The following is a 23,392-nucleotide window of genomic DNA, read 5'->3' as shown; positions in this document are numbered from 1 at the left end:
ATAAATAGACCATAATGATATAATATAACAAATTAATATTTGTTTTTTTCAAAGTTATGATATGATAATTTTGGTGGTCTAAAGGAGTGGATCATTACTATTCTATTTAGCTAAACGCCAAATTTTTAATTAGATTAACTTAATAAGGATATTACCATGGCTTTATCACAATTTTTTATGCCTTCTAGCAACTTAGTCGGTGAAGGTGCTTTAGAAAAAGGTATTGAGCAGCTAGGGCGTGTCCTCAATTCAATCGATAGCCATCTAAATAGGTTAAAAATGGCTAAATCTTGCCAAACGGCGTCAAATAGCTGACTAATATCTCGATATTATCTGCGCTGTTTTCCTTGTTTGACGACAATTTATCTCATTTTTATCACCATTTTTAAAATGAGGACACACCCTAGAAAAGCTCAACTGTAAAAAGATATTCATCGTTACTGACAGTATTCTCGAAAAGATCGGTGTCGTAGATCAAGTCACAAAACCCCTTGAATCAAAAGGCATAAAAGTCAAAATTTTTACCGAAGTTCAGCCTAATCCAACAGTCGGTAATGTCGATGCAGGACTTGCAGAACTAAAATCATTTGATGCAGATTTGATGATATCGCTCGGTGGCGGGTCGGTTCATGACTGTGCTAAGGCAATCGCATTGGTTGCAACCAATGGTGGCAAGATTGAAGACTATGAAGGCCTTGACCAATCAAAAAAACCTCAACTGCCGTTAGTATCCATCAATACCACCGCAGGTACTGCCTCTGAAATGACCCGCTTCTGTATTATTACAGACGAGAATACCCATGTTAAAATGGCGATAGTTGACACCAATGTCACGCCTATTTTGTCGATTAACGATTCTGGTATCATGTCTAATATGCCTGCTGGTTTGACGGCGGCGACTGGTATGGATGCATTGACCCATGCAGTAGAGGCTTATGTATCTACAGGTGCCAGCCCGATTACAGATGCCTGTGCTGTCAAAGCTATTGAGCTCATAGCAACTTCTTTACCGACCGCCGTAAAAGAACCGAAAAACATGGTCGCTCGAGAAAACATGGCCTATGCTCAATTCTTAGCAGGAATGGCATTTAACAATGCATCACTTGGTTATGTTCATGCAATGGCTCATCAATTAGGTGGCATGTATGATTTACCGCATGGTGTATGTAATGCGCTGCTATTACCACATGTCGAAGCATTCAATGAATCAGCGGCTACAGAAAGGTTGAATACCGTTGGTCAGATTTTAAGTGACAATAATAGCGACTTAGCGGGTTTGAATACAATTGACGCGATTAAAAAACTGGCAGATATTGTCAATATTCCGAAGTCGTTAAAAGAGCTTGGTGTTAAACGTGAAGATTTCGACGAGTTAGCGACCAATGCACTTAAAGACGTATGTGGTTTAACTAACCCTGTTCAAGCAAATCACGAACAAATCGTTGGTATCTTTGAGGATGCGTTTGAAGCCCGTTCATAATTTTTCTTATTAGCCCATAAAAAAGACATAAGCCGATAAGCTTATGTCTTTTTTTATATTTAACGGTTGGTGAAATAAAACAGGCATACTTGAGTATACCTGTCTTAAAAAACCACCTCTTAAACAGAAGGTTTTAATAAGTTGATCAAACGCTCAGCCACCTGTGTGCTTTCATCACGATTCATATTAAGCGGCGGTAATAAGCGTATTACATGACCGCCTGTGACATTGATGATTAGATTCTGTTCATCACGAGCACGATTTACGAGCTGGCTACAGTCCATGTCTTCAGGTAATACAATACCAATCATCATACCGGCACCGCGACTGCTGATGTCATACTGTCCTAGCGTATCGACTACCGTCTCACGAATAAACAACCCTTCGGTGACCGCGTTATTCATAATATCGCTGTTGGCTAATACGTCATACACACTATGAACCACGCGACTGGCCAACGGCGTGCCACCATAAGTTGAACCATGGCTACCAGCGCCAAATAAGCCATTGGCACGGCCACTTACCATACAAGCACCAACTGGGAAACCGTTACCCAACCCTTTAGCCGTCGTTAGCACATCAGGGCGTGCATTGCTGTGTTGATAAGCGAAATACTTACCAGTACGGCCATTACCTGTTTGTACCTCATCTATCATAAACAACCAGTTATGAGCTTCACATTCTGCTTGTAAGTCTTCAAGATAAGCAAAGCCATTGGCCGCTGTATTGAGACCACCTTCACCTTGTATGGGCTCTACAAAAATAGCGCAAATCTCATCGTGATCTTGTGCCGCCTGTTGGATGGCCGCAATGTCACCAAATGGTACGCGAATAAAGTCTTCATTTAATGTATAAAAGCCTTCGCGCGCTTTGGGATTGGCAGTGGCTGATAATGAGAGTAGCGTACGACCGTGAAATGAATGCTCCATAACAATGACTTTTGGACGTTTGAATCCTTGTTTATGTGCATATAATCGTGCCATTTTTAATGCCGCTTCGTTTGCTTCAGCACCACTATTGGCAAAAAACACACTGTCCATCTGAGCGGCAGTGCATAGGATTTCTCCTGCACGTTCTTGCCAGTCGATACCGAATAAGTTACTGGTATGCACCAAGATGGATGCTTGCTGTCGAATGGCATCAGTCACATGTGGGTGGCAATGCCCCAGTCCACAAACTGCAATGCCAGTTAGTGCATCTAAATAAGGCGTGTCATCTTTTGTGTATAACCAACTGCCTGAACCGCGTGTAAAGCTAATCGGTTGACGGTTGTAAGTGGGCATCAAGTAAGTAGCAGACATGTAAAACATCCTTAGGATGATAAGTGAATAAAAAAATTAGAAGTTATAGTTCGTCAGAGAAAGGCGTGGTTTCCGCAGGCAAAGTGTAATCTTCATTTGCCCATGCGCCCAAATCAATCAGTTTGCATTGCTTACTGCAAAACGGTTTGTATTTATTGTCCTGCCATGCAGTTTGAGTGTTGCAACGTGGGCAAGGATAAGTCTTCGGAGATATGTTGGGAGTAGGTTCGGTCATAATAAGTGTGAGAGCATCCTCGAGGATTTTTGTATAATAAACATCGTGAATAAATATAGCTGGTTTAATAGTATTGGGACATGAAGAAAACCAATAATAGGAAAATTAGTAATAGCCTAAGCAAAAAATTATATCAAATAATAGTAAACGGCAAATCCTGCTATTAAAGCCGATTAACTATATAATAGCATGTGGTCAAATAATGGCAAAAGACAAATATTTTAAGGATAGTAGATGACTGACAATATTGAGCTTACGCATCAAAAATTGCGAGTATTTCAACCGCAAAAGCTCTCAGCACCGCGTGACTTTATCATTCCAGATATCATTAATAATAAAAATCATAGCCCTTTGGTATTAGAGATTGGTGCAGGGAAGGGCAAGCATGCGCTTGGTTTTGCAGCACACAATCCTGATAAGCATTTGATAGCGATTGAGCGTACACGCAACAAATTCGAAGCGTTTGCCAAACTAGCAGCAATACAATCTTCACCGAACTTAGATGCGATTCATGCTGATGCCATTGCATGGACAGTGCATGCTATCAAACCAAGCAGTTTGGTAAAAATCTTTATTCTTTATCCCAATCCTGAACAGCATAACCCCAATCAGCAATGGTTGAATATGCCTTTTTTTGAGTTTCTATTGTCACGTTTGCAGGTAGGCGGGGAAGTTGTGCTAGTCACCAATATTGAAGCATATATGGATAATGCAGAGCAGCAGGCAACCAGGGTATGGTGCTTACCAAACACTCGATATAAAGTAGCGGCAGACAGTCAGCGTACACATTTTGAAGTCAAGTATCTAGCGCGTGGAGAGACATGCTGGGAGCTGAGCATTTTTAAGCCAGAAGGCTATAAAACAAGGTTTGATGATTGGCGAATTGAGAGTGTTGACGAAGAAAAATAGCCTAAGTAATAAAAATAAACGGTGACAGATGATTAAGGTATATCTATTTAATAAAATATAAAATAGCCTAAGCAAAAAAAACCATACATAAAAAAACTGCCACTAAAGGGCAGTTCAAAAATCGTGCGTCGTTTAATCTATAAAAAGGGCTTTACCAACTTATCAGAGTAGGTATGTGCGTCCAAAACTGTCAAAAAAGTATACGCACCAATAAATTTTCGGCTGATAAACATAAATTCTTTTGGTGGGAGATTAAATTCAAAAGACTGCATGGCTTTTGATGCTTTAGTTGATAGACGTGAATGCAGTTTACTGTTGGCCCAAATATAACGATTATCCTGATCCAAGCTGTCAGTTGGAATATCTGGGTTTATAGTAGGGTCACTAAAAGGTTCTGTCGCCAGCAAAAACAGCGAAGCTACATCCGATCTAACTTTATCGCTCATGCTATCAAAGAAGTCATAACCAGTCATCGCTAGTACCATTGCCTGATGGTCATGATGATAACCTGCTTTTAATAAACCATGGGCAATGGTCAATAGATGTTTATCAAATTGACGAATTGCACCAAAATCCAATAATACCAACCTATCTATATCATCTTTGTCATCACTGACGCGCACCAAATAGTTACCAAAGTTTGGATCAGTTTGCATTTCGCCCCAAACAAATATCTCTTGCATCATAATTTCAATAGCGGCTTGACCAATCGCGTTACGACGCTCATGAGACAGCATCTGCAACTCTTCGGAAACTACCGTGATGCCAGGCTCATAAGACATACACAATAGGCGTTTTTTTGAGTAGTTTCGATTGATTTTAGGCACTATATAACGTGAATCATGACTGAGACGCTCATAAAAACGCTCTGTGGTCTCCGCTTCCGCTTCGTAATCAACTTCATGATGGAGTAGGTCGCGTATCTCTTCAAACCACGCATCGAGTGAACGGGTTTGCGGCACAATATTACTAACTTTTAGTAATTGCTTGAATAAAGACAGATCTGAATTGATAGCTTCTGCCACACCAGGGTATTGTATTTTTAGCACGACTTGCTCACCAGTTTCTAATACGGTTGCACGGTGAACTTGAGCAAGTGACGCGGTTCCAATAGGAATTGGATCTACCTCTAGGTCATTTAACTTATCGCCTAATAATCTACGTAAGGTTTGTTCAATCGTTGGCCATGATAGTGTGGCGGTATTATCGTTAAGCGTTTGCAATGCACGTGTGATTTCGGGAGGCAAAATATGCTCGCCATAAATCGCTAACATCTGACCAATTTTTACCACAGAGCCTTTTAACTTACCAAGCTCTGCCGCAAGATAAGTAGCTTGATCTTCCATAAAAGCTTGGTTGCGAGCTGTACGTGCTTCTTTACCTAAGAACATACCAGACACGCTATTACCTGCCCAACGACGACCAATATTTAAAGATGTTTTGGCAATCGACATTCGACGCTCAAAGCCTGACGTTTTTAGGGTATCGATTGATTGCTTATTGTTAGACGATTTAGACGTATCATTTGCCATAAATATAATCATTCAGTCAGTTGGTACTGATTTGTGGGTAAGGGAACTACAAATCAAGGGAGATACGATATACAGGTACAAAATTGTATCATATAAAACGTACTTGGTTGATGCCTCATAGAGGCTAATAGCAGTTACTCTGTACGACGTTGTTTTACAATATATAATTTTGTAGAAATAAGTATTTTTAGAAAGCTAAATTTTAGAAAAACAGCAGGATCATTAATATAGTTGAGTTCAAATAACTTCGACACAAGGAAACCGAGTGCAAGCGATACATTAGTACGGTCAGCGAGGATGACGATGTAGCGGATTCATATGGATTTGACTATATTATATTTTTAATCTAAAAAAAATAAGACCTAGCATCATGCTAGGTCAAATAATAGAGTGCAGAATTTTTTATTAATTTAAGACAAACCACTCAATTATTGAGCGTTTTCACGAGTAACAGCATGGTGACCGATATCACGGCGATATTGCGCACCATCAAAACTAATCGCACCTGTTACAACTAGTGCTGCTTGTTGAGCATCAGCAATATTGTCTGCTAATGCCGTTACGCATAGCACACGACCACCGTTGGTAATGACTTCTTTCTCAGAATCTCCAGCATTACTGTCAGAAAATGCAGTGCCCGCATGGAATACTTTCACAGCATTGTCATCATTGCTGCCTAACGCTGGTAAGCCAGTAATAACATCGCCTTTTGAAGACGTTTCTGGATAGCCTTTAGACGCCAAAACAATGCCCAGAGCAGGGCGTTTATCCCATTTAGCCTCACTAGGCAATTGACCAGCCAGTCCTTGTTCGACCAAATCTACCATTGAAGACTGTAGACGCATCAAAATGGGCTGTGTCTCTGGATCACCAAAGCGGCAGTTAAACTCGATAACATAAGGGTCACCTGCGTCATCAATCATAAGGCCTGCATATAAAAATCCAGTATAAGGATGTCCAGCATTTTTCATGGCATCAACCACCGGCTGAATGACTTGGCTCATGACCTTGTCATGTACATCCTGAGTCACAACTGGTGCAGGAGAGTAGGCACCCATGCCACCAGTGTTCGGTCCTGTATCACCTTCAAAGGCTCGCTTATGATCTTGACTGGTTGCCATCGGTAAGATGTTGTCACCATCAATCATGCAGATAAAGCTGGCTTCTTCGCCTTGTAAAAACTGCTCGATAACCACACGACTGCCCGCATCCCCAAATTTATTGTCTGCTAGCATGTCGTCGATTGCTTCATGTGCTTGCTCGATAGTTTCGGCAACGATGACGCCTTTACCAGCCGCTAAACCATCAGCCTTGATAACAATTGGCGCGCCTTGTTTACTAACATAGGCTTTGGCAGCCGTTGCTTCTGTAAAACCTTGATAAGCAGCCGTTGGAATGTTGTTCTGTGCCATAAACTCTTTGGCGAAAGTTTTTGAGCCTTCTAGTTGTGCACAGTAAGCAGTCGGGCCCCATACTTTGATATTAGCATCACGGCAGGCATCAACGATTCCTGTGACTAAAGGTGCTTCTGGTCCAATGATAACCATGTCGATAGCATTATCTTGGCAAAAACTTATTACAGCACTGTGTTCATCAGCACCAGCGACTGGTTCTAAAGTAATATTCTGACATTTAGGCTCAAGTGCAGTACCAGCGTTACCAGGAGCGACGTAAACATTATCGACTTTATCGTCTTTTGCGCACTGCCATGCTAGCGCATGTTCGCGACCACCTGAGCCAATCACCAAAATATTCATCATACGTCTCGCCCTTAGCGTTAAAATTAATAATGAGTGAGTCACACACTCGTAAATACATCGGCATATTCTAACAAAAAAGTCGTACTGATTGCCATGAGTATCCACCTACTAGTGCGCAGTCACCTATAAATTCGAAAGCTGTTTCATTAGAAAAGGTTATTGATGTCTTGCTAATTCATGAAATGAAGTTGCAAACGTCTGCTAGCGCCTTAGTTACGTTACACTTCAATAAATTAAGGGGGTGAGGGTCACTTGAATATCACTTAGCCCTATGACATTAAAATAGAAACAGGGGAGAAACGTAAAAAAGTAATAAAAAACAGAATAATTTTTATAAATGGATATACTGCATCGCGGCATAAACAACATTCAATATATGCAGGCAGTATTAGTAAGTAAACGCATGACTTAATTTACATAAATAATGGATCAACCAAACCTATAAAAAAGGAAAAAATAAAATGCCAAACTCTCTCAGTATCGCAACAGAGCGCATCAGCCAAATAAGCGATATTGCTACCAGTTACGTACAAAAAGACAAATCGCTATTTGATCACTTTATTCATAGCTACTACCAACCTTTGCATCAAGAAGTGGCAAAAAATATCAATAATGCTGATCTAGCAGGTATGGCGCTGCATCATTTTACCCTGCTTAAAGCTTATGAAGGCAATTACCCGCAATTGACAGTGTTGAACCCCAAAGCGGAAGAGCAGCACTTTCACAGCTCGCACACAGTTATTCAAATTGTGGCTTATGATCGACCTTTCCTAGTCGATACAATTTTGATGAGCTTAGAAGCGGAAGGTATCGATATTCATCGTACTTATAATATTATTATCAATGTTGAACGTGATGATAATGATCAAATTACGCATATTGAAAGTGCCAATGAAAGTGCGACGTCTCATCTGTCTTTGATTCATTGTGAGATTGCTTATCAAGATAACAAAGACTTAGAATCTTTACAGCAGATGCTACGAGCAAAAATTGATACGCTAGATACAGTCGTTGGTGATTGGGCACAGATGCGAGCACAGTTGACTCATATTAAAGATGAGCTGTCTCATAAACAGTTACCAGAAGCATTTTATTCTCATCAAGAAATACAGGCGTTTTTAGATTGGGTATTAGACGATCATTTTATATTTCTCGGATATCGAGAGTATCGCTTAGAAGGTGGACAAGCAGTAGAGGTGGATAAGAATCCTACTGCCTTAGATTTATTTGCTATTGGTAATAGCGGTTTGGGTCTCTTACGTGGTTCTGAAGAAGATAAATTATCACAAAGTTTTAGCCAACTACCTAAAGTATTAAAGCAACTATTGACTGAGCCAAGAGTATTGATGCTCTCTAAGTCAAGTCGTGTATCACCTGTACATCGTCCTGTATACATGGACTTTTTGGGTATTCATAAGTTTGATGATAACGGTAAACTGGTTGGGGAGTATCGATTTATTGGCTTGTTAACCTCACAAGCGTATCAACTGACTGTACAACAAATACCATTATTGCGTGAAAAAGCTAATAAAATAATGGCGATGGCAGAGTTGCCACGTGATGGTCATGCACATCACAAAATGATGCATGTTATTAATACTTTGCCGCGTGATGATTTATTTCAAGCCAGCGTTGAAGAGTTATATCCAATCGTTTCGGGTATCAGTCAGTTACAAGACAAAAAGAGTCTGCGCCTATTCAGCCGTATTGATCATTATCAACGTTTTGTGTCTTGCTTAGTTTATATTCCACGTGACAAGTTCAATACTGAACTGCGTATCAAGGTGCAAAACGTACTAAAAGATGCTTATGGCGGAACTTCGTCTGGCTTTACCACTGAGTTCAATGAATCTGAACATGCTCGTGTCCATGTCCATGTGCGCACAGTACCAGGTCAAGTAAATGAGGTTGATACACCTGCGCTTGAGGCTAAGTTATCCGAGTTGATGCAATCATGGACTGATAACTATCAGAAAGTACTGCTCGATAATGTCGGTGAACAACAAGCCAATGCTTTAAATCGTCGATTCTTAAACTATATTCCCGCCGCATATCAAGAGCGTTTTGATGCTCGTACTGCCGTTGAAGATACCAAGCGTTTGGCGGTATTGACGACAGAGCAACCAATGATTTGGCACTTGTACCAATCAACAGGTGATGCAAGTAACCAGCTGCATCTAAAACTCTACGGTCGTGAGCAACCTGTCATCTTGTCCAAGGTCTTGCCAATCCTCGAAAACTTCGGCGTATCAGTCATCTCAGCACAAACCTATGAGTTTGACTTGCCAGAGCAGCCTATTTGGATGCAAGAGTATGAGCTGACGCTTGAGCATGTTGATACTGTCAATATGCAAGTGGTACGCGGTCAGTTTGAAGACAGTCTCAAACAAATTTGGGCTGGAAAAGTTGAAAGCGACTCCTTTAATGAGCTGGTATTGACGACCAACTTGGACACCTATGGCGTGGTCTTATTACGAGCATTATCGCGTTATATGTTACAAGCTCGAGCACCATTCTCTAGCAATTACATTCAACAAACTGTGGTCAAAAACAGCGATATCAGTGTAGCGCTAGCCAGCCTATTCGATGCCCGCATGAATCCAGAACACAACGAAGACGAGCGAACACAGAAAGCTGCGCAGATACAAGAAAAAATCATCGCAGCGCTAGCAGATGTAGATAGTCTAGACGAAGATCTTATCTTGCGTTGGTATTTGGATTTGATCAACGCCATGGTTCGTACTAACTTTTATCAAACAGATGAAAACGGGCAACGCAAAGACCGTTTGTCATTTAAGTTTTTGGCAGCAGATATTCCTAACCTGCCAAAACCAAAACCAATGTTTGAAATATTTGTTTACTCGCCGCGCGTAGAAGCCGTACATTTACGCGGTGGTAAAGTTGCCCGTGGTGGTCTGCGCTGGTCAGATCGTATGGAAGACTTCCGTACTGAAGTGCTTGGGCTGGTCAAAGCTCAGATGGTCAAAAACGCTGTTATCGTGCCAGTTGGCTCAAAAGGCGGGTTTATCGTCAAAACCAAATCTATGGCTGATGGTCGTGAAGCGTTTCAAGCAGAGGGTATTGCTTGTTATCAAACATTCCTGCGCGGTATGCTTGATGTCACGGACAATATTGTCGATGGCAAAATCATCCCGCCAGCCAATACGGTACGCCATGATGAAGATGACCCGTACTTAGTTGTCGCAGCAGACAAAGGTACAGCGACTTTCTCTGATATTGCCAATGCACTAGCAGCAGAGTACAACTTCTGGCTAGATGATGCCTTTGCATCAGGTGGCTCAGTCGGATATGACCATAAAGCAATGGGTATCACAGCTCGCGGTGGATGGGAGTCGGTTAAACGTCATTTCCGTATGCGCGGTATGGACATCCAAAACCGTGATGACTTTACCGTAGTCGGTATCGGCGATATGAGCGGTGATGTGTTCGGTAACGGCATGCTGCTCTCAAAACATACCAAGCTGGTCGCTGCATTTAACCATCTACATATCTTTATTGATCCTAATCCAGACACTGTGGCTTCATACGCTGAGCGTGCACGCTTGTTTGAATTACCACGCTCATCGTGGGCAGATTATGAAGCGTCATTAATCAGTCAAGGTGGTGGTATCTTCTCACGCCAAGACAAAACCATCACTATCAGTCCTGAGATGAAATCGCTCTTTGATATTAGTGAAGACAGCCTTGCACCGAATGATTTGATTAGTGCGTTACTACGCGCTCCTGTCGATCTTATTTGGAATGGTGGTATCGGTACTTATGTCAAAAGTGCGAACGAAACGCATGCTGACGTTGGTGACCGTGCGAATGATTCACTACGTATTGATGGTAATGAGCTACGTGCAACCGTCGTTGGTGAAGGTGGTAACTTAGGTCTAACTCAGCAAGGTCGTATCGAATACGCTCAAACCGGTGGACGTATCTACACAGATGCAATCGACAACTCAGGCGGTGTTAACTGCTCGGATCATGAAGTCAATATCAAAATCCTACTAGGTAAGATCGTTGAGCAAGGCGATATGACGATTAAGCAACGTAATGAGCTGCTTGAGAGTATGACCGACACCGTAGCAGAGCTGGTACTGCGCCAGAACTATCTGCAACCTCAGGCAATTGAGCTGAGTCAACTTCGTGCATCAGCGAACCTCAGCGATCACCAACGCTTTATTCAGATGCTAGAAGGTGAAGGGCGTCTGGATCGTGCAATTGAATACTTGCCATCTGATGAAGAAATTGCCAAACGTCAAAAATCTCATACCGGTCTGACCAACCCTGAACTGGCAGTCGTGATGGCCTATGGCAAGATGTGGATATACGACAACTTATTGTCTTCTGATTTGCCAGACGATCCTTACTTCATTAATGAGCTACGTAAGTACTTCCCAGATGAGCTGGCGTCACGTTTCTTCGATGAGATGACCGAGCATCGCTTGCATCGCGAAATCATTAGTACTTATCTAACCAATAGTGTGGTTAACCGCCTAGGCATCGAAGCATTGTTCCGTCTTTTCGAGGAAACAGATCAGTCGCTTGCTACCATCGTGCGTGGTTATGCGATCAGCCGTGATGTCTTTGATGTATCAAAAGCTTGGAAAACGCTTGAATCATTAGACAATCAAATCGATGCTACTGTGTTGCTAAGCCTTGAACTACGTCTACGTGATTCGCTTGAGAGTGGCGTTGTTTGGTTTATCAATGCCTTTGGCCAAGATTTGCAAGTCTCTGATATGATCAGCCGATTTAATGACAGTGTTGAAAAACTGACCAAACCAGATGGGTTTATTGAGCAGAAATTTGCAGAGTATTTACAAAAAGATACCACCAAATTGATGCAAGACGACCTGTCTAACAGTGATGCGGCGTTATTTGCTATGATGCCTTATCATGTGGATGCGCTTGATACAGCGCTCTTAGCAGAACTATATGAGCGTCCTGTCGATGAGATTGCAACCTTATACTTTGAGGCTTATCATGTCTTGCAACTAGACTGGATGGCGGATAACATCGCGACTTTACCGCAGCAAGGTTATTGGGATCGTCGTGCTCGCCATGCATTAATGAATGAGCTGTCACGTAGTTTGCGTCTACTGATGGATGCTATCTTATCCAAACCAGATGCGAAACAAGCATTTGATGAGTGGTACTCACGCCATTCAGATCATTTGACATCTGTCACAGCAGAAATGAGCAAATTAGATCAGTTGTATGCCAATGATGAAAACCGTCAGATCACGCTGTCAACATTGTCAGTATTGATGAGTGAGTTGAGTGGCTTGGTGACCAAATAAGTAGTAGATAAATAGATAGCCAGCTATCTAAACCATAATTTATTTGCAAAAAAACCCACCGCTATTAAATAGCGGTGGGTTTTTATTATGAGCGGTTTATTTATTCACTGAATATAATCAGTTTCAAATAAAAGAGAGTCAACCACACGATACGGGTTACGCCTTTCTTGCTGTGCCTACGCAGGAGGCGGCGCAAAATATAATCCGTATCGATGTATTTGTTTTATAGTGGATCGGCTATAGATATGATGTTCACTATTACTTACTGGCTGCAGCGTCTTCCACTTTACGACAGCCTTGTCCGCTAATTTGGCTAAACCCACCAGAGATTTTTTCGACCTTAATTTGCGTCAAGATACGTTCTTTTAACGCTTGAACGTGAGAGATAATACCGATAATTTTGCCTTCTTGTTGCAGGCTGGTTAGGGTATCAAGCGCGATATCGAGCGACTCTTCATCTAGTGTACCAAACCCTTCATCCAAAAATAACGAGTCCACTCGTATGTTTTGACTGGCCATTTGTGACAATCCTAGTGCTAATGCTAGGCTAATGATAAAACCTTCACCGCCTGATAGGTTTTTGGTACTGCGGATATCACCGCCCTGATAATCATCAACCACGTTAAGCTCTAATGCGTTATCTGCATCATGAATGAGTAAGTAGCGATTGCTCATTTTTGTTAGCTGTTTATTGGCATGGTCAATCATCACCTGAAAGGTTAAGCCTTGCGCAAAGGTACGGTATTTTTTGCCATCTGCGGAGCCAATCAAATCATACAACTGTTGCCATACTTGCATGGTCTCTTTTTGTGCAGCGATAGCAGTGTGCTGCTCGCTCTGTACGGTTTTTTGCTGCTCATTAGTTGTAAGCTGTTGTTCGATAGCACCCAATGCACCAAAACGAGTGTCTATCTCTGTCTGTAGCTGGTTCTGCTTGCCAGCGAGTACGTCTCTTGGTTCATCAGTTAAAGGATTGGCAAGCTGATCATCCAATGATTGCTGCGTGGCTTGTAATTGGGCTTTGGTCTGGTTTAATGCTTGTTCAATACCAAACTGTCGGTTTTTTAAATCATCACGCGTCTCTTTTGGCAGTCGTGCCTGCTCAAAATCAGCCTCGCTTGTAAACTGTGATTGTGCCAATAACGCGTTAAAATTCGTTTGCTGCTCATTAAGTATGGTCGTGGCAATATCAAGGTCTCTTGCCAATTGCTGCGCGCGCAATTGTGATTGCTCCAGCAACTGTGCCGCATTATCGGCCTGCCGTTGTACGATAGCGGTCTTATTTTTTGCCTCATCTAGCGCTGTGTGTAGTCGATTGCTCTCGTGATCAGGGTTTTTATCTGCAAATAGCCTGTGTCTCTCTGCCTGTAATTGCTGATGCGTTTTAGTATGCTCGCTAATTAAAGTGTCTAATTGCTGGAGTGCGGCTTCTTCACTTGCCAGCTGATGTTGCTTGGTATCAATTTGTGCGGTGATACTGCTTAGATTGTTATTCAGCTGATGCTGTTGGTCGGTTTGCTCATTAAGGGTTTGTTTTAATTCCTTTAGCGCACTGCTTTTCTGGCGTAGTTGATCGATGTGAGTGTCACATTCAGTCTTACTTAATACTGCCTGCGTTTGAATACTATGATGTAGTTGCGAGAGTGCTGCCTGAATGTCTGCGCGGTTCGGTGCTGTATTCAAATACGCTTTGTATTTATCAATGGGATATCTATCTACTTGCGCGCAGACCGCCGTTATAATAGGCGCCAATTCAGCAAAATTAACATTAATACGGTTATCTATACCTTCAATTTTTTGTGATATCAATTTTATATCAGTCGTTATACTGTTTACCTCATTAATCAGCGCCTGTTGCTGTTTTTCATCGGCCTCAATCGTTCTGTTAAGCGCTATGATTTGTTCTGCCTGAGCATCATATTCAGTTAGTATGGTATGAGTCGACTGCTTTTGTTGATTGAGCTGCTGTTTGGTGTTGTTTAATATCGCGGTAAAATGCTCAATATGAGCCGTGTCAAAGGCATTAGCGCTTTTATAAAAGTCACTCATCTCAGTCAGTGGATGGATAATCTCAGCAAGCGCTTGGGTATACGTATTTTGAGTATGCAGTATTGAGACCAAAACAGACTGAATATCACTGGCTAGAGTTGTTGTTCGTGTCTGCAGATTCGCTAACTGCTGCTGTTCGCTATTGATGGCTGATTGTTTTGTCGCATGTTTAATATTATCGTTAGATAGGGTCTGCTCGATATTTTCGATCAACGTATCTAGATCATCTATTTGCTGCAGTGTTTGTTGCATTTGCGACTGAGGTTTATCACCGTCTGCATGCTTATCTAATAATGGATGATCGTTACCATAAGGATGTTCATGCGCGCCGCAAAGCGGGCAGGGTGTACCGTCTTCTAGCTCTATGATGTAATCTTCAAGCTTGGCGACTTTCTGTAGTAATCTTAGATGCTCCTGTTTTTCTTGCTGTTTGGATTTAGCTTCTTGTAAGTTTGACCGACGTTGGACAATCGAGTCTGCTAACGTAGCCAGCTCTTTATTTAGTGCTGGCAGTGTCAGGTCAATCTGACTGATTTGGTCAGATATTTCAGATAAATGCTGTAGCTTAAAACCTACTTGCTCAATATGAGCGCTTATTTGACCAATCTGTTCTTGCTCGCTGCGCATACTTGCAACCGATTGGCCTTTCATCAGAGCACCTTGCTGCTGTTGTAAGCTGGCAAGTTGCGTACGTTGCTGCGAAATTGATGACTTATCTGTCTCTAGTTTTTTTGATAATGTATCCGCATTGTCTTGTCGCTCACGCATTTGCTGATGCTGTGTGGCTTTGTCTGCTGTTAGGCTGATATTATTCGTTAAAATATTTTTTAATCGAATACAGTTGTCATTAAAAGTGGGTATGTCGCTGTCTAAATTATTGAGCTCTGGATAGTCGCTAAAGTATTTTTCTATATGGTTAAGCTGACGTTTAATATCACTTTCGGTTTGTTGATGTGTGTCGATTTGTTGACGTAAGTTCTGCATGCTCGTAGCCAGCATGTTTTTGCGTTGGGTGTCGTCTGCTAACAATCGAGCTTGCTGATTAATTTTGCTATCTAGATCCCGCACTTTTGTGATAACTGGTAGGGTGTCATTCAGTGCTGTTGTCGCTTGCGCCTCTATGGTAGTAGCAGTGTGTAACTCATTATTAGCTTTTAAAACAGATGCCTGTTGTGTTGGTAGTTCCTGAGTGATGGTGGTGTTTTCTGTCTGTAGGTCTTGCACTTTTTTGCGGCTATAAGTCAGCTCTCGAAACGGACTGTCAATCTCTAACGCTTTATTGGCAGCATCCAAACGCATGGATTCTGGCACAAAGTCTTGCTGCGCTTGCAACGCGTCTGCCATTAATCCTTGGTGCTTGGTCAGATTTTGCTGTAATTCTGTGACTTTATCCAACCATTGCAGTTGATCGCTCACTTCCTTAAAGGCTTCGCGCTGTACGGCTTGCTCCTGCTTGAGAGTGGTTAATTCCACACGCAGCTGCGCCTCATCTTCATCACTTAATAAGGGTAAGCTGTCGATACCTGCTTGTAGTTTGGCCAGTTGGTTTTCTTCGTGTCGTTTTTTTTCAAACACGTTTTTAGATATCTCGGCATAAATGGCTGTACCAGTGATTTTTTCTAGAATGGCCGCTCTATCAGCGACATCGGACTTTAAAAAAGCGGCAAAGCTGCCCTGTGCCAGCATGATGGAGCGGGTAAATTGGTTAAAATCCATGCCAATTAAGTCTTGGATGTAGACGGCTGTTTTTGATTTTTTTTCTTCTAATACTTTTGCGCTTTTGACATCACTGATCTCATGCTTGATGGGTAGTAAATTACCTTTGGCTTTTTTGCGCGCTCGATGCTGATACCATGAGCAGCGATAATGCTTATCACCGATCTCTATCACTACCTCGGCTGAGCACTCGCCTGTACCTTGGGTCATCATCTCATTGGCTGAGCCCGTAATATCACCCAACCTAGGAGTTCGGCTATATAGTGCCAAACAAATCGCATCTAAAATGGTGGTCTTGCCAGCGCCCGTTTGTCCTGTGATGGCAAATATACCTTCATTAATAAAAGCGGCATTCGTAAAATCGATGTGCCATTCACCTTTTAGAGAGTTTAGGTTTTTTAGTCGTAGTTCAATTAGGCGCATGGTTGGGTCTTATCATTATTGGAACAGTTGTTATTTTAAAGTAAAGTTAATGCTTCAAAGCATGATACTTAAGGTTTGATTATTCAGCCTGCGTATCGTCATTATGAATGTTATGAATAATTTGTGCGTAAGCATCACGTAAGGTCAGCTTTTGCGCATCTGTCACCTCATTAGCACTCAAACAACGCTCAAATACTTGCATCTCATTTAAGTCTTGTAAGGTTTCAGAAGCCGCCTCTTGATTCAATACCTTGTTGTAAGTACGAGGGTTTTTTATTTTCAATACCTCACAAGGCAAGCCATCGACCATCACTTGAATTTGCTCACGTAGGTCACTGACAATATCGTCACCGGTATAAATGAGCTCAAGCCAAACCGATTCGCTCGGTGCTAAAGATTGAATGGTGCTGTCGATTGTTTGTTGAATAGTCTGCAAATCGCCAGATATTTGTGCTAATTTTTGGAATCTTGGAATAGGTAAGGATAACACTTGCATCTGACGTTCAACATCATGGTGGAGTAGTTGAGCAGCGAACGCAAAAGTTAAAGGCGTTGACTTTGAAATACCGATGATGCTCTGAGCTATATCTGTTTGGGTGGCCTTTTCTTCAGTGTTGTTGTCTTCACTACTACTCTCTGCTTCAATACCGATGTCTTCCTGAGCGCTGTTGTTAGTCTTTCCGCTTGATATCGACTCGTCTATTATTGCGTCATCAAAACCAAATAAGTCATCGATAAAGTCGGTTTGACTGTCTGCCTTTTTGGTCGTGGGTTTTTCTACTGATACCTCAGGCTTGGTAGATGTATTACTAAGTTGAGCCATATCAGAGGTTAGGTTCGCCGCTGGAGCTTCACTTATACTTTCATGATGGCTTTTGTTATCAATATTCTCTTTAATATCGTCTAATGCTGCACCGAATTGTATCAGTAAGGCCTGTTTTTGCTGCTTGGCTTCACCAAATCCCATGGCAATAGGTGAGCCTGAATAGCGAATATGCTCGCGCCCGCCCACACGCTGCGGCACGTGCAAATGGCCCAGTGCCACGTAATCAAAGCACTCGTCGAACATTTCGGCAGAGATTTTCCCCAAATTACCAATATATAAGTCACGCACGCCATCATCAGCAGTGGTGCTACCACCTGATGCAAATAAATGACCAGTAGCAATAATGGGAATGTGACGATTATGTGTTTTGATAATGGTCTGCTGGTGCGATTTGGCAATGGCTGCTACGGCATCATAATGAGCACAAATACCATTAATCACGCTGGCGTCTTTACTGTCCATAGACTCGCCAGCACCGCTACTACGAACATCGCGGTCGCGCAGATAAGGTACCGCTACGATAATACAGCTAGGCACGCCTTGAGCATTATTTAACAACAGCACTTCATCGTTGACATCATCGCAAGCAGTACCGATCACATGCACGTTTAAAAACTTTAGGATTTGACTGGGTGCGTCTAAAAATGTTGGGGAGTCATGATTGCCTGCCACGATAATGATATGTTGGCAGCAAGATTTTGATACCTTACCCAAAAACTCATAGTACAGCGCTTGGGCTCTATTGCTTGGGGTCATGGTGTCGAAGATATCACCAGCGACGATTAATACATCGACTTTTTGCGTACTGATGGTCTCTTCAAGCCAGCTTAAAAAAGCTTCAAATTCGCTATAGCGCATATGTCCATAAAGCCGTCGTCCTAAGTGCCAATCGGATGTGTGCAAAATAGTTAATGGTAAGGCAGCGAGTACGGGCATAGGGGCACTTAATATAATTGGCTGAATTTGGCTAAATGAGGAAGAGTAATGCAGTGATTATTTTAGCAAGAATTGTCTGGTTTTGCTGTCTTTGGAGGGGTATTTAACGTCATTTCCTACTGGAGGAATAGTAATAGCTAAACAAAAAAGTATAATCTTTTGTCTACTATAGGTCTTGTATAGATTAAAATCGATACGTTGATAACGATAGGTTTGGAAACGATGTAAACAAAACAATGTAAATTTTAAAGCGAATCAAATACACAGCGTTTATAGACAGTTATTAAAAGATAAATCACGGTGTAAAATAACAATGAAAAAATACATCATCATAATTTTCACTATCATTTACCTGTTAGGTTATATCGAAATCAGACGTAATCATTTACTTGTACATCACTCAGGTTTTATTTCAAACCATGACGGAGTTAAATTGACTTACGGTCATAACATTTCACCGGGTAGTAGTGTAGGACTACTACAGCCACGCTTATTCTATGCCAGCTTTTTTGTTCATTTAATTTATAGGCCGTTAACTGTGGTAGAAGAGAGATATTGGTATATGGTTGTACCACAAGATGACGTTTGGCCTTATACGCTTCACACCACTTTATAAAATTCATACTATTTTATGAGTGGTTTTTTAATAAAAACCAAAAAAATGAGCTAAAATCCATACATCAAAAAGCCACGCTAATGATTATTAGCGTGGCTTTTTGATTGTTTAGACAACCTAAATTAATCAACAATCAGTTGCTCTAGACCATCTTCTGTGGCAAGGCTGGCTACCATCGACAAGGCATGCGCTTGTTGAGCATGAGGTTCATGTAGTGCAGTTTCGGATTTTGGCGTGGAAGCTGTACCACCACGTAACCAGTTATTATTGGTGTCGGATATATTTTGCTCATGTTGTTGATTGTACCAAGCCAAACTATCATGCAGGCTAACGACATCACCCATGATCAGTAGGGCAGGCGTTGGTAGTTGCGCTTGTGCTTGTAATTCAACGATATTGGCAAGTGTACCAGTCAATACTTGCTGATTAGGCATACTGGCATTGGATACGATGGCAATAGGTGTATCGCTACTACGTCCAGCACCAACCAAGCCCTCGGTCAAACGAGGCAAAGAGTGCAGACCCATATAAAACACAACCGTCTCATCGGTGTTCAAAAAGCTCTGAAAGTTGTTGTTTGGCGCGCCAGCCTTTAAAAACCCAGTAACAAAGCGGACCGATTGCGAGTGATCACGATGAGTAAGTGGAATCCCTGCATAGCTGGCCGCTGCATTGGCAGCAGTAATGCCTGGCACGACTTGATAAGGGATGCCATGTGCTCGCAAACTTTCAATCTCTTCGCCGCCACGTCCAAAGATAAACGGGTCGCCACCTTTTAGACGAACCACTCGGCGACCTTCTTTGGCACTATTTACCAACAGCTCATTGATACCGAGCTGAGCGACCGCATGGTTGCTGCGTTTTTTACCGACAAACACTTTATCCGAATCACGGCGGCATAAATCTAACACTTGCGGTGAGACTAATGCATCATAATAGACAATATCTGCTTGCTGCATCAGGCGTAGCGCTTTGAATGTTAATAACTCTGGATCGCCAGGCCCTGCACCCACGATATAGACTTCACCAACTGGAGTACTAGCATCCAAAGAGGTTGGGTTGTCGATCACAGGAGCGGCTGTCACAGCAGTGTCGATCGGTGATTCATGAGCACTGGCAATATGAGCGGCAGTGCTATCTAAGTCGGCTTGTAGCTGCTCAGTAGCTTGAGATTCATTACCAGCAAACATTAGCTCGCTAACTTTGCCTTCAAATGCCCGCTCCCAAAATTGTCGACGTCCGGTCAGTGTAGGAATCTTGGCTTTTACTTCAGTGCGAAATTCGCCAGCTAGTTTGGCTAATTTGCCATAACCTTGTGGGATTAACGTTTCAAGGCGTGCCCGTAACAGGCGTGCTAATACTGGTGCTTTACCGTTAGATGAGATGCCAATCACAATTGGATTGCGGTCAACGATAGCGGGAAAGATGAAATCGCATAGAGGCGGAGTATCGACGACGTTCACCGGAATATTAAGATCAGTGGCATCTGCATGAATCTGATGGTTTAGGGGTTCGTTATCAGTTGCTGCAATAATGATTCGTGCGCCTGACATATGACTTTTATCATAATTTTCATAAATCAGTGTATGCTTGCTATTAGATAGTAACGCTTGCAGTTCATCACAAATATCGGGCGCTAACACCGTAATAGAGGCACCGGCACGGCTGAGTAAATCGGCTTTACGCAACGCTACATCACCGCCACCAACGATAAGCACTTTACGGTCTTCTAGTTTAAAAAATAGCGGAAAAGTATTCATAGCATTACCAATCATTCATTTAATGTAAGATATACAGCTATTATGAGGTATCACGCGCAACGTCTCACGCAGTGAATTGGCATTAGTATATTCGTTTTTGTCATGTTGGTGGGGTTTTTTTGCGAGAAAGGGAATAGATGACTTAATAGGATGTTCATATAGCGTGATGCTTAGCAATAAAAGGCAGTATAAGACAAAAAATAAATAGGATAGCCAAAGTGATATAACAGTGATATAGCTAAGCACTTTGACCATAATATTTATAAAATATTCGCAATAATATATGGAGTATTTTGCCAAAGCCTACTCAAACTCACTGAGCATTTTAGTCATACGTGCATCTTTTTGTTGCCAGATGTCTTCTAGCCAATCAAACATCATTTTTTTCGTGGCTTCATCACGGTCATAACCACCATCCATAATTGCGGAAAATAACTCATCGGGTATCTTTAAGCGAGTCACATCTACACCCAAGCGACGGATATTGCCTTTCCATAAGTCATCATAGTCAGGCGTCCCATCTGGATATACGATCGTGATATCTAAGATTGAATCCAATTGATCACCTAATGCATTGATCGCCAATGACAGACCACCAGCACGTGGTTTTAATAGGTGTTGATAAGGTGAGTCTTGCTTATCATGTTTTTCTTTGGTGAAGCGCGTACCTTCCAAATAATTAAGTAGTGCAAAAGGCTTGTCTTTTAATTGACGACACGCACGTTTGGCTTCGATTAAATTTTGTTTTTTAAGCTCTGGATTTTTTGCTATTGCTTTAGAAGAAAAGCGCTTCATCATCGGAAAGTCTAAGAAGTAAAAGGCTTGACCGATAACAGGAATATAAATCAAATTAAACTTAGTAAAGAACCGTGTCAAAGGCAATCTACCTTGGCTAATGTATTGCACAATACTGGTATCCACCCAAGATTGATGATTGCTCACGAGTAGATATTGTTTGTCCTCACTTAAATCATTCGGCATATTGATACGCCAGTCTTTGTGAGGTAGCGCATGATTGATTACAGCGTTATTACTGTTAATCCAATATTTAGTAATTGCAATGAGTGCATCATCAGCGTATTTTGACTTGGTCAATACTTTGGTCGCGCCCAACGTCCAAATAGGTATACCAACGAAGACACTATTGGCAGTGAGGACGCTAGCACCAGTCAAAAAAGAAGCAGCTTTTCCGACAGGAGGTAATTTATCATGGAGCTTTTCGTAGAGTGAGTTATTTTTTTTTATAGAGGGCATAACTAATATCCATATTAATGAGTACGGTAAAACTATCACCAATCTTGAGTAGTACAGTGAGCGCGACTACTCACAAAGATGGTATTTTCGTTCATGGTTTGACTTTAAAGGGTGAGCGTCGTGCATTTATTATGCGCAGCCCTCAAAGGTAAGGCATAGAATAACCCAATGTTATACCATAAGACGTTAAAAAAACGTTATTTATTCAATTGAATGCATTTTAATATATTTTAAGGTGATTATCATACTATAGTCAGCTCAAAATAAAATTGTTATGGTTAGGGCAAACATCATAAAACAATTTGGATAAGTCGTTTTCCATCCAGCCTTGGCGTAGAAACTTCACCTGAGCCCATTTCTTTTCGATAGGGTTTAGGTCTGGGCTGTACGGCGGCAACCAAAGAATACGATGCCCGTGCCTGTTTAGTAGCTTTTGAATGCGTTTGCTCTTATGAAATTTGGCGTTATCCATCACAATCACGCATTTGGTTTTAAGACTTGGGATTAGGGTTTGTTTGCACCAGTTAGCGCTTTTGGTGTGCTTAAAGTTAGAAGCACCTCGTGAAGTATGGGTCATTGCTATTTTTCATATTATTGCCATGGCAATGGAGCTGTTTTTGACCCATCCCAAAATCGGCTCTTGGTGCTATCCTGAGCAAGCGATTTTTAGAATTGCCAATGTGCCGCTTTTTGCAGGTTTTATGTATTCGGCGGTAGGCAGTTTTTTAGCGCGTGGGTTAAGGCTGTTTAACGTGTCTTTTACCAATTTGCCAAATTTAGTATGGGTGATTTTATTGGTTGTTTCATCTTATGCTAACTTTTTTACTAAATTCTTTGTACCTGATATTCGCAATGTGCTGTTCGTAGCTTCACTCATCTTATTCTGGAAAACCAAAATATTTTTTCAAATTAATAGTGAGAATAATTTGCAGGCAGGTAGTGCCAAGCAATACCAATTACCATTTTTACCATTACTATTGTTTCTCGCATTTCTGGTTTGGTTAGCAGAGAATATTGCTACTTTTGCTAATATTTGGCGTTATCCTTCACAAGTGGGCTCATGGCAAATGGTCGGTTGGGGTAAGCTGGGTTCTTGGTACTTATTACTGATATTGAGCCTAGTATTGGTGTTGGCGGTCATGGGTAAACGCGATGCTAAAGGGAGTTGGCAACTGATTTAATCATGAAAAGTGAAATGGGCGAAAATAACAGTACTTATTATTTTAAAATTGAATGGGCGATAAGCATAAAAAAGGCCCTTTCTTGAATCCAAGAAAGGGCCTTTT

Annotated in this window: 13 protein-coding genes and 1 pseudogene; 5 read left to right on the top strand and 9 right to left on the bottom strand. The window is 41.7% G+C overall.

The genetic code is table 11. The features are described from left to right. Positions 1 to 156: 156 nt before the first annotated feature. Together ACT3RN_RS03085 and ACT3RN_RS03080 are read left to right on the top strand one after the other, a co-directional pair. Positions 157 to 315, top strand: a complete 159-nt coding sequence (locus ACT3RN_RS03085) for a hypothetical protein (protein ID WP_192519176.1) — start codon at positions 157 to 159, stop codon at positions 313 to 315. 112 nt (positions 316 to 427) lie between these two features. After that, a complete protein-coding gene (locus ACT3RN_RS03080) occupies positions 428 to 1,480 on the top strand; it encodes an iron-containing alcohol dehydrogenase (protein ID WP_192519185.1) in 1,053 nt (350 codons plus the stop codon). A gap of 119 nt (positions 1,481 to 1,599) precedes the next feature. Here the strand turns inward: ACT3RN_RS03080 and ACT3RN_RS03075 are convergent, their stop codons facing one another. Both ACT3RN_RS03075 and ACT3RN_RS03070 read right to left on the bottom strand, forming a co-directional pair. After that, a complete protein-coding gene (locus tag ACT3RN_RS03075) occupies positions 1,600 to 2,781 on the bottom strand; it encodes an aspartate aminotransferase family protein (RefSeq protein WP_192519175.1) in 1,182 nt (393 codons plus the stop codon). Between the two features lie 43 nt (positions 2,782 to 2,824). Beyond that, positions 2,825 to 3,016, bottom strand: coding sequence for a DNA gyrase inhibitor YacG (locus ACT3RN_RS03070; protein WP_192519174.1), 192 nt, complete (start codon positions 3,014 to 3,016; stop codon positions 2,825 to 2,827). Between the two features lie 234 nt (positions 3,017 to 3,250). On the opposite strand from ACT3RN_RS03070, the gene ACT3RN_RS03065 reads away from it, so the two are divergent. Beyond that, positions 3,251 to 3,925 carry a DUF938 domain-containing protein gene (locus ACT3RN_RS03065; RefSeq protein ID WP_192519173.1) on the top strand — a complete coding sequence of 225 codons (675 nt, stop codon included), beginning with the start codon at positions 3,251 to 3,253 and terminating at the stop codon, positions 3,923 to 3,925. A 137-nt stretch (positions 3,926 to 4,062) separates the two neighbouring features. On the opposite strand, the gene ACT3RN_RS03060 is transcribed toward ACT3RN_RS03065, so the two are convergent. Next, the gene (locus ACT3RN_RS03060; RefSeq protein WP_192519172.1) at positions 4,063 to 5,457 is read right to left on the bottom strand and encodes an ABC1 kinase family protein; all 1,395 of its coding nucleotides are present in this window, start codon (positions 5,455 to 5,457) and stop codon (positions 4,063 to 4,065) included. Positions 5,458 to 5,885: 428 nt separating this feature from the next. Then, positions 5,886 to 7,214 carry a phosphoribosylamine--glycine ligase gene (gene purD, locus ACT3RN_RS03055; protein WP_192519184.1) on the bottom strand — a complete coding sequence of 443 codons (1,329 nt, stop codon included), beginning with the start codon at positions 7,212 to 7,214 and terminating at the stop codon, positions 5,886 to 5,888. Between the two features lie 464 nt (positions 7,215 to 7,678). Between purD and ACT3RN_RS03050 the strand changes: the two genes are divergently transcribed. Further along, positions 7,679 to 12,526, top strand: coding sequence for an NAD-glutamate dehydrogenase (locus ACT3RN_RS03050; protein ID WP_192519171.1), 4,848 nt, complete (start codon positions 7,679 to 7,681; stop codon positions 12,524 to 12,526). 258 nt (positions 12,527 to 12,784) lie between these two features. Here the strand turns inward: ACT3RN_RS03050 and ACT3RN_RS03045 are convergent, their stop codons facing one another. The 5 genes from ACT3RN_RS03045 to ACT3RN_RS03025 all read right to left on the bottom strand — a co-directional run bounded on the left by ACT3RN_RS03045 (position 12,785) and on the right by ACT3RN_RS03025 (position 22,683). Continuing rightward, complete coding sequence (locus ACT3RN_RS03045; RefSeq protein WP_192519170.1) at positions 12,785 to 16,714, bottom strand: AAA family ATPase; 3,930 nt, start codon at positions 16,712 to 16,714, stop codon at positions 12,785 to 12,787. A gap of 79 nt (positions 16,715 to 16,793) precedes the next feature. Beyond that, positions 16,794 to 18,476, bottom strand: a complete 1,683-nt coding sequence (locus ACT3RN_RS03040) for an exonuclease SbcCD subunit D C-terminal domain-containing protein (RefSeq protein WP_192519169.1) — start codon at positions 18,474 to 18,476, stop codon at positions 16,794 to 16,796. A gap of 738 nt (positions 18,477 to 19,214) precedes the next feature. After that, positions 19,215 to 20,852 (bottom strand): siroheme synthase CysG, encoded by a 1,638-nt coding sequence (gene cysG, locus ACT3RN_RS03035; protein WP_192519213.1) that lies wholly within the window; start codon positions 20,850 to 20,852, stop codon positions 19,215 to 19,217. Positions 20,853 to 21,155: 303 nt separating this feature from the next. Then, positions 21,156 to 22,106: an acetyltransferase gene (locus ACT3RN_RS03030; protein WP_192519214.1), complete on the bottom strand. Its 951-nt coding sequence runs from the start codon at positions 22,104 to 22,106 to the stop codon at positions 21,156 to 21,158. 253 nt (positions 22,107 to 22,359) lie between these two features. Next, a complete protein-coding gene (locus ACT3RN_RS03025) occupies positions 22,360 to 22,683 on the bottom strand; it encodes a transposase (protein WP_444518454.1) in 324 nt (107 codons plus the stop codon). Between ACT3RN_RS03025 and ACT3RN_RS03020 the strand changes: the two are divergent. After that, a pseudogene (locus tag ACT3RN_RS03020) lies at positions 22,592 to 23,287 on the top strand (DUF817 family protein); the annotation flags it as partial. The gene ACT3RN_RS03025 and the pseudogene ACT3RN_RS03020 overlap by 92 nt on opposite strands. Positions 23,288 to 23,392: the final 105 nt, after the last annotated feature.

Source organism: Psychrobacter sp. AOP5-GZ1-6 (assembly GCF_052376345.1).
Classification (GTDB): Bacteria; Pseudomonadota; Gammaproteobacteria; order Pseudomonadales; family Moraxellaceae; genus Psychrobacter.
The sequence above is the reverse complement of the archived record's forward strand: the minus strand, read 5'-3'. Positions and strand labels throughout refer to the sequence as shown.